Here is a 7,412-nt window from a genome sequence, read left to right on the forward strand (position 1 = left end):
GTGCCGCCGAGCGACCCGCCCCCCGCGGGCAGTGCCTTCCTGCTCACCCAGGTCGGGACGCACGCCGCGCAGGCGTTCGCGCAGCGCATCGGCGAGCTCGACCTGACCCCGCCGCAGACCGGGCTGCTGCGCGCCGTCGCGGGCGCGCCCGGCAGCAGCCAGCAGGCGCTCGCGGAGCTGCTCGGCACCCCCGCGACCCGGCTCGTGGCGCTCGTCGACGGCCTCGAGCAGCGCGGGCTCGTCGAGCGCCGCCGCAACCCGTCCGACCGCCGGCTGCACGCCGTGCACCTCACCGACGAGGGCACCGCGCTGCTCGCGGACATCGGGCGGGTCGCCCGGGAGCACGACGACGCCGTGCTCGCCGCGCTGGACGCCGACGAGCGCGCGCGCCTGCGCGAGCTGCTCGCCAAGGTCGCCGCCGACCAGGGCCTCACCCCCGGCGTGCACCCGGGCTACAGGAACCTGCGCTGAATCACGGTGTGCGGCCCGGCCGGGGCCGGGCACCACGTCGCATGACCGCCACCGGGCGCTCCGTCCTCGCCGGCGTCCTCATCGGGGTCGGCGTGGCCGCCTTCCTCGACGAGACCGTATTCCACCAGCTGCTGCACTGGCACCACTTCTACGACGGCGCGGGGCTCGAGACCGGCCTCGTCTCCGACGGGCTCTTCCACGCCGGCGGTTGGATCGCGATCGTCGTCGGGCTGTTCCTGTTCGCCGACCTGCAGCGCCGCCACCTCACGGTGCCGAAGCGGGTGTGGGCCGGCGGCCTGCTCGGCTGGGGCGTCTTCCAGGTCTACGACGGGCTGTTCCAGCACAAGGTGCTGGGCCTGCACCAGATCCGCTACGAGGTCGACCTTCTGCCCTACGACCTCGCCTGGAACATCAGCGGGGCGCTCGGTGCCGTCCTCGGGCTGGTGCTGCTGACCGGGCGGGCGCGCCGGGTGGACGCGCCGTGACCGGGATGCACGACCACGGCGGCGGTGCCGGCGCCTGGCCCGCCCTCGCGGTGCTGGTGGTCGCGCTGCCCTACCTCGCGGGCGGCCTGCGGCTGCACCGCCGCGGCGACCGCTGGCCGGCGCCGCGCTGGCTCGCCGCGACGGGCGGGGTCGCCGCGACGGCCACGGCCCTGGCGCTGCCCGCCGCCCCGTTCGCCGTGCACGTCGTCGCCCACCTGCTGCTCGCGATGCTCGCGCCGCTGCTGCTCGCGCTCGCCGCGCCCGTGACGCTGGCCCTGCGCGCCCTGCCCCCGGGCGGGCGCCGGCGCCTGCTGCGCGTGCTGCACAGCGGGCCCGCGCGCCTGCTGATCGCGCCGCCGGTGGTGCTGGTGCTCGAGCTCGGCGGGATGGCGGCGTTCTACCTCACCGACCTCTTCGCCCTCGCCCACGCGCACCCGCCGCTCATGGCGCTGGTCCACCTGCACATGGTGCTCGCGGGGCTGCTGCTCGCCGTCCTGCTCGTCGGTGCCGACCCGCTGCCGCGCCGCCCCGGCCTCGTCGGTTGCCTGCTCACGCTCCTGGTCGCCGCGGCGGGCCACGACGTGCTCGCCAAGCTGATGTACGCGCGCGCCCTGCCCGCGCACGGCGGTACCCCCGAGGAGATCCGGCTCGGCGCGCAGGTCATGTACCACGGCGGCACCGCGCTCGAGATCGCCCTCGCCGTCGCGGTGATGGCCGGCTGGTACGCCCGCGGGGGACGCGCGATGCGCCGCGAGCTCAGGAGGTCGGCGCGGGCTCCGGGGCCGGCCGCGACCCCAGCACCCGGGTGAGGGCGGCGAGCAGGTCCGGGACGTCGTCGCGCGGGACGACGGCCTGCACGAGCGTGACGCGCGCAGGGTTCGCCGCGGCCGCCGCGAAGGCCAGGCGCAGCTCGCCGACGGTCGTGGCGCGCATGGCCACGAGGTGCTCGCCGCCGCCGAGGGCGCGGGCGAGCGCGGGCCAGTCCCAGGGCGTGATGTCGTTGTAGGGCTCCGCGAGCCCGTGGATCGCGCGCTCGACGGTGTAGCCGTCGTTGTCGACGACCACGATCACGGCCGGGATCCGCTCGCGCAGCACGGTGGCGAGCTCGGTCGCGGTCATCTGCGCGGCGCCGTCGCCGATGAGCAGCACGCCGCGGTGCCCGGGCAGCGCGGTGCACGTGCCCAGCAGGGCCGGCAGCGTGTAGCCGATCGAGGCCCACAGCGGCTGCCCGACGAACGTGACGCCCGCGGCCAGGCGGTGCGGCGCCATCCCGTAGAAGCTCGTGCCCTGGTCGGCGAGCACGATGTCGCCGCTGCGCAGGAAGCCGCTGACCTCGGCCCACAGCGTGTTCTGGCCCAGCGCCTCGCCGTCGGCTGCGGCCCCGGCGGCGGGCGCGGGGGCGGCGAGGGGCTCCGACGGCGCGGGGCCCGCGCGGCGCGCGGCGACCTCGGCGACCAGGGGCTCGAGCGCCGCCAGCGCGGTCGGCAGCTCGACCGGGGAGAACGTGGCCGCGCCGACCGCCGCGGTGCGCGGGCCGATGTCGATGGTGCGGTGGCGCGTGATCCGCTGGGTGAACATGCCGCTGTCCAGGTCGGTGAACACGACGCCCGCGACGACGAGCACGGCGGCGTCCTCGACCGCCGTGCGCGTGGCGGGCGGGCTGGCGGCGCCGGTGTAGGTGCCCGCGAACCGGGGCGCGCTCTCGTCGACGAGGCTCTTCGCCCACGGCGTCACCGCGTGCGGCAGCGGGCCCGCGGCGAGCAGCCGGGCGAGCGTCTCGCCGGCGCCGAGCCGGTGGACGGTCAGGCCGGCGAGCAGCGCGACGTCGTCGGGCGTCGACGCCGACTCGAGCAGCCGGCGCGCGGCGTCGACGAACCCGGCGAGCGCCTCGGGATCGGTCGTGTCGACGGTGGCGGGGAGCGCCGGGCGGGTCCGCTCCGCGGGGCCGGCGGCGACGTCGGCGGGGACCACGAGGTAGCCGGGCAGGCGCCGGTCGCGGACCTCGCGCAGCACCCGGTCGATCTCGTCCACCGCGTTCTCGTGGGTCAGCGACGCCCGCGCGCACGTGATATCGGCGTGCATCGCGGTGAAGTGGCCGAACACCCCGTCGCCGAGGGTGTGGTGCACGGGGCGGTGCTGGGCCTGCGAGGTGAGCGCCGGCGCGCCGACGATGTGCACGACCGGCACGTGCTCGGCGAAGGCCCCGGCGATCGCGTTGATCGCGCTGAGCTCGCCCACTCCGAACGTCGTGCACAGCGCGGCGATCCCGCGCAGGCGCCCGTAGCCGTCCGCGGCGTAGCCGGCGTTGAGCTCGTTGGTGCACCCGGTCCAGCGCACCGTCGGGTGGTGGGTGACGTGGTCGAGCATCGCGAGGCTGTAGTCGCCGGGGACGCCGAACACGCGGTCCACCCCCAGCTCCGCCAGCCGGTCGATGAGGTGGTCGGCGACGGTGTACTCGCTCACGGGCGGGAATCTCCCATCCCGGCCGGGGCCTGCGCGAGGATCGCGGCGCGATCGGGCTTGCCCTGCTCGGTGAGCGGGACGTCGGCGAGGACGACGACCACGAGCGTCGCGGCCACGTCCGCGCCGTGCTCGCCGGCCACCGCGTCGCGGCACGCCTGCGGGTCGACCGTCGCGCCGTCCCACGGCTGCACGGCGGCCACCCGTCGTCCGGCGTCGGCCACCACCACCGCGTACCGCACGGCGGGCAGGCGCATCAGCGTGTCCTCGACACCGGTCGGCGTCACCAGCCGGCCGTCGACGACGACGCAGTCGGCGGCCCGCCCGAGGATGTGCAGGTGGCCGTCGGCGCCGAGGCGGCCGAGGTCGCCGGTGCGGTACCAGCCGTCGACGAAGTGCTCGGCCTGCTCCACGGGGCGGTTGCGGTAGCCGTGGGCCATGGCGGCGGAGCGCACCTCGATGCTCCCGTACCCGGGGTCGAGCGCGCCGTCGGAGCCCGACTCTCCCGGGCGCCGGAACCGGACCTCGACGCCGGGCAGGACACGCCCGGCGCTCGTGGCGCGCTCGGAGTCGTCGGGGTCGTACTCGTCGGGGCGCAGCGCGCTGACGATGCCCATCTCGCTGGCGCCGTAGGTGTGCTGGAGCACCGGACCGAGGCGTTCGCGGGCGCGCCGGCGCAGGGCGGGCGGCGCGGAGGCCCCGATGTGGGTGAGCGTCCGCAGCGTGGAGAGGTCGCGGCGCGCGACGTCGGGGTGGTCCATGAGCGCGACCAGCTGCGGCTCGACGAGGAACAGGTCGGTGATCCGTTCGGCCTCGATCGCGGCGAGCAGGGCGGCGGGCTCGGAGTCGTCGCGCAGCACCACGGTGCCGCCGCCGATGAGCGTCTGGGCGACGAGGATCTGGGTGAGGTAGGCCTCGGCGCCCGAGGCGAGCTGGCGGCGCTCCGGACGGTGCGGGGTGGCGACCGCCGCGGCCCACGCGGCGACGTCGCGCACGCTGCTCTTCGGGATGCCGGTGGTCCCGCCCGAGGACAGCACCGTGCCGAGGTCCGCCAGGCGCGAGCGCGACGCGAACGGCTCGGGGGACTGCGCGGCGGCGAGCTCGTCGAGACGGCGCGGGACGCCCGCGACCGGCCCGACGGCGACCACCGGGGCGCTCGTGGCGGGCAGGAGGTGCGCGGTCTGCGGGAACACGACGACCAGCGCCGGGTCGATCTGCTCGAGCTGGCGGGCCCGCCGGTCCGCCCCGGGCGGCGCCGACAGGTACACCGCCCCCGCGTCGACCAGGTGCGTCGCGTAGCGCACGGCGAGCGCCTCGGGGCGGTTCGGCGCGTACTGGGCCACGAGGTCGCCGGAGCCGAGGCCCAGGCTCGTCAGCGCCCGCGCGTAGCGGTGGACGAGGGCCAGCAGCCCGGCGCCGGTGGTCTCGCCGTCGGGGTGGCGCAGCACCACGCGGTCGCCCGCGGCGCGCAGGGCGCCGACGATCTGCTCGACCGAGGGGTGGACGCCGGGAGGATGCGGTGGGGCCGTCGGCGCGGGGTCGACCGGCTCGGCCGCCGTGTTCGTCACGCTCCGTACGGTTCCGTCCAAGGCGTCGATGATCCAGAGGCCGTTCGAGTGAGGAGCAGTCATGTCCCCTGCGGTGCGCATCGCGGACGAGGTGCGCGCGGCGGTCGCCGCGGGCCGCCCCGTCGTGGCCCTCGAGACGACAATCCTCACCCACGGCCTGCCCCGGCCCCGCAACCTCGAGGTCGCGCGGGAGGCCGAGGCGCTGCTGCGGGACGCGGGGGTCGTGCCCGCGACGGTGGGGGTGGTCGGCGGCCGGCCCGCGGTCGGGCTGGCGGACGCGGAGATCGTGCGGCTCGCCGCGGGGGACGGGGTCGAGAAGCTCAGCGTCCGCGACCTCCCGGTGGCCGTGGCCCGCGGGTCCGACGGGGGCACGACGGTGGCCGCGACGGCCCTGCTCGCCCACCGCGCGGGCGTCCCGGTGTTCGCCACCGGCGGGCTCGGCGGCGTGCACCGCGGGGCGTCGAGGACGTTCGACGAGTCGGCGGACCTCGTCGCGCTCGCCGCGGTGCCGATCCTCGTGGTGTCGGCGGGCGTCAAGTCGATCCTCGACGTCCCCGCGACCCTCGAGCGGCTCGAGACGCTCAACGTGACCGTGCTGGGCTACCGGACCGACGCGTTCCCCGGCTTCTACGTCCACGACGCCGGGGTCCCGGTGCCCGCGCGGGTCGACGGGCCGCAGGAGGCGGCCGCGGTGGTCCGTGCCCGCGACGCCCTGGGCCTGTCCGGCGCGGTCCTGCTGGCCAACCCCGTCGCCGCCGAGGCGCAGCTCGACGTGGCCGAGCACCGCGCGGTGCTGGACGCGGCGCTCGCGGACGCCGCCGACCGCGGGATCGCCGGCCACGACACCACGCCGTTCCTGCTCGATCACGTCCACCGCGCCACCGCGGGGCGCAGTCTGGACGTCAACGTCGCGGTCTACCGCGGCAACGTGGCCCTCGCGGGACAGGTCGCGGCGGCGCTCGCCGTGGTGTAGTCGGCACCCGGCGCCCGATCCGGGCACCATGGGCGGTCACGGCGGCGACCGGACCGAGGGGAGATGCGGTGACCAGGCAGGGCAGCGAGGTCGACTGGGACACGGAGCGCTCGACGTTCGTGGCCGAGGACGCGACCGAGCGCGCCAGGGGGCGGGCCGACTACCCGGGCAACGGGTCGGCGCCGGCGACCGGCCCGCACATCGGGCTGCTGGCGCACGCGGTCGGCGACCTCACGCGCGAGCTGCTCGCCGCCCCCGGTACCGGCGGCATGAACGCGGTCCTGAGCCGGGTCGTCGACATCAGCCGTCGCGTCGTCGCCGGGGCCGACGTCGTCAGCGTGACCCTGCGCCGCGGGGGGAACGAGGGCTACTCGACGCCGGCGTACTCCGACGAGCTCGCGGTGCGCCTCGACGAGGTGCAGTACGAGCACCAGGAGGGGCCCTGCGTGCGGGCGCTCGAGGCGGGCGGCCTCGGCGTGGCCGGCAGCGAGGACCTCGCCCACGACGCCACCTTCCCCCGCTTCGGTCCGGCCGCCGCTGAGCTCGGGGCCGGCAGCGTGTTCGCGGTCGGGCTCTTCCCGGTCGGCGAGAAGCGGCCGCTGCGGGGCGCGCTGAACTTCTACCGCTTCGCCACCGGGGGTTTCGGGCGCACCGAGCGGGAGGCCGCGCTCCTGCTCGCCGCGCACGTGTCGACGGCGCTCGCCTACGTCACGGTCACCGAGGCCGCCGAGCTGCAGGACGTCCAGTTCCAGACCGCGCTCGACTCCCGCGACGTCATCGGGCAGGCCAAGGGCATCCTCATGGAGCGCCGCGGGCTCGACGCCGGCGCCGCGTTCGACGTGCTGCGCCGCGCGTCGCAGGACCTGAACGTCAAGCTGCGCGACGTCGCGGCCACGCTCGCGGAGCGCCGCGCCGACCTCTGACGGGCGCGCCGACCGGCCGGTGCGTGAGGATCACCGCATGGCCGACGAGGACGGAGCCGGGAGCCGCGGACGCCGGGCCCGCGAGGCGCTGGGCCGCGCGGGGCGGCGTGTCCGGGAGCTCGACCACTCGGTGGGGCTGCGCACGGCGGTGCAGCGGGTGCGCCGCGCGCTGCCCGGCGACGCCCACTTCGGCGACCCGCTCTCGCTCGGCGGCGCCCGGCACGCCGAGTCCGCGGGGCGGGCGGTGGTCGGGCTGACCGGCGACAGGCCCGGCGTCACGCGCGAGGTCGGGCTCGGCGGGCTGCAGCTGGGGCAGGCGGTGCTCGAGCGCGGCGACCTGCTGGGCCGCCTCGACTCCTCGACGCTCTCGGTGCGCCGCAAGCGCTGGCACACCCGGCTCAAGGGCACTCCCGACGACCTGAAGATCTTCGCGATCGACCGCCACTGAGCCCGCCGATGTGAGCGAACGTCGGGGCTATGGCCCCGACGTTCGCTCACAGGGGGTGGGTCAGGCGAAGCCGTCGGGGTCGGT

8 protein-coding genes are annotated in these 7,412 nt (G+C 76.9%); 6 read left to right on the forward strand and 2 right to left on the reverse strand.

The window, feature by feature from the left end; genetic code table 11:
- Genes PHK61_RS05820 through PHK61_RS05830 form a run of 3 tightly spaced genes read left to right on the forward strand, consistent with a single transcriptional unit; the run spans position 1 to position 1,765 of the window.
- A complete protein-coding gene (locus tag PHK61_RS05820) occupies positions 1-471 on the forward strand; it encodes a MarR family winged helix-turn-helix transcriptional regulator (RefSeq protein WP_274280009.1) in 471 nt (156 codons plus the stop codon).
- Positions 472-512: 41 nt separating this feature from the next.
- Positions 513-956 carry a DUF2243 domain-containing protein gene (locus tag PHK61_RS05825; RefSeq protein ID WP_274280010.1) on the forward strand — a complete coding sequence of 148 codons (444 nt, stop codon included), beginning with the start codon at positions 513-515 and terminating at the stop codon, positions 954-956.
- A 5-nt stretch (positions 957-961) separates the two neighbouring features.
- A complete protein-coding gene (locus PHK61_RS05830) occupies positions 962-1,765 on the forward strand; it encodes a cytochrome c oxidase assembly protein (RefSeq protein WP_274280039.1) in 804 nt (267 codons plus the stop codon).
- Here PHK61_RS05830 and PHK61_RS05835 read toward each other — a convergent pair.
- Complete coding sequence (locus PHK61_RS05835) at positions 1,713-3,419, reverse strand: alpha-keto acid decarboxylase family protein (RefSeq protein ID WP_274280011.1); 1,707 nt, start codon at positions 3,417-3,419, stop codon at positions 1,713-1,715. The two genes, PHK61_RS05830 and PHK61_RS05835, sit on opposite strands and share 53 nt — an antisense overlap.
- Complete coding sequence (locus PHK61_RS05840; protein ID WP_274280012.1) at positions 3,416-4,984, reverse strand: class I adenylate-forming enzyme family protein; 1,569 nt, start codon at positions 4,982-4,984, stop codon at positions 3,416-3,418. Before PHK61_RS05840 ends, PHK61_RS05835 begins: the two co-directional genes overlap by 4 nt.
- Before the next feature lie 61 nt (positions 4,985-5,045).
- Between PHK61_RS05840 and PHK61_RS05845 the strand changes: the two genes are divergently transcribed.
- The 3 genes from PHK61_RS05845 to PHK61_RS05855 all read left to right on the forward strand — a co-directional run bounded on the left by PHK61_RS05845 (position 5,046) and on the right by PHK61_RS05855 (position 7,328).
- A complete protein-coding gene (locus PHK61_RS05845; protein WP_274280013.1) occupies positions 5,046-5,957 on the forward strand; it encodes a pseudouridine-5'-phosphate glycosidase in 912 nt (303 codons plus the stop codon).
- Positions 5,958-6,025: 68 nt separating this feature from the next.
- Positions 6,026-6,880: an ANTAR domain-containing protein gene (locus tag PHK61_RS05850; protein ID WP_274280014.1), complete on the forward strand. Its 855-nt coding sequence runs from the start codon at positions 6,026-6,028 to the stop codon at positions 6,878-6,880.
- A 37-nt stretch (positions 6,881-6,917) separates the two neighbouring features.
- Entirely contained in the window at positions 6,918-7,328 is a 411-nt protein-coding gene (locus PHK61_RS05855) for a hypothetical protein (protein WP_274280015.1), read from the forward strand.
- The last annotated feature ends 84 nt before the right edge of the window (positions 7,329-7,412 follow it).

It is taken from the genome of Actinomycetospora lutea (genome assembly GCF_028737205.1).
Taxonomy (GTDB): Bacteria; Actinomycetota; Actinomycetes; order Mycobacteriales; family Pseudonocardiaceae; genus Actinomycetospora; species Actinomycetospora lutea.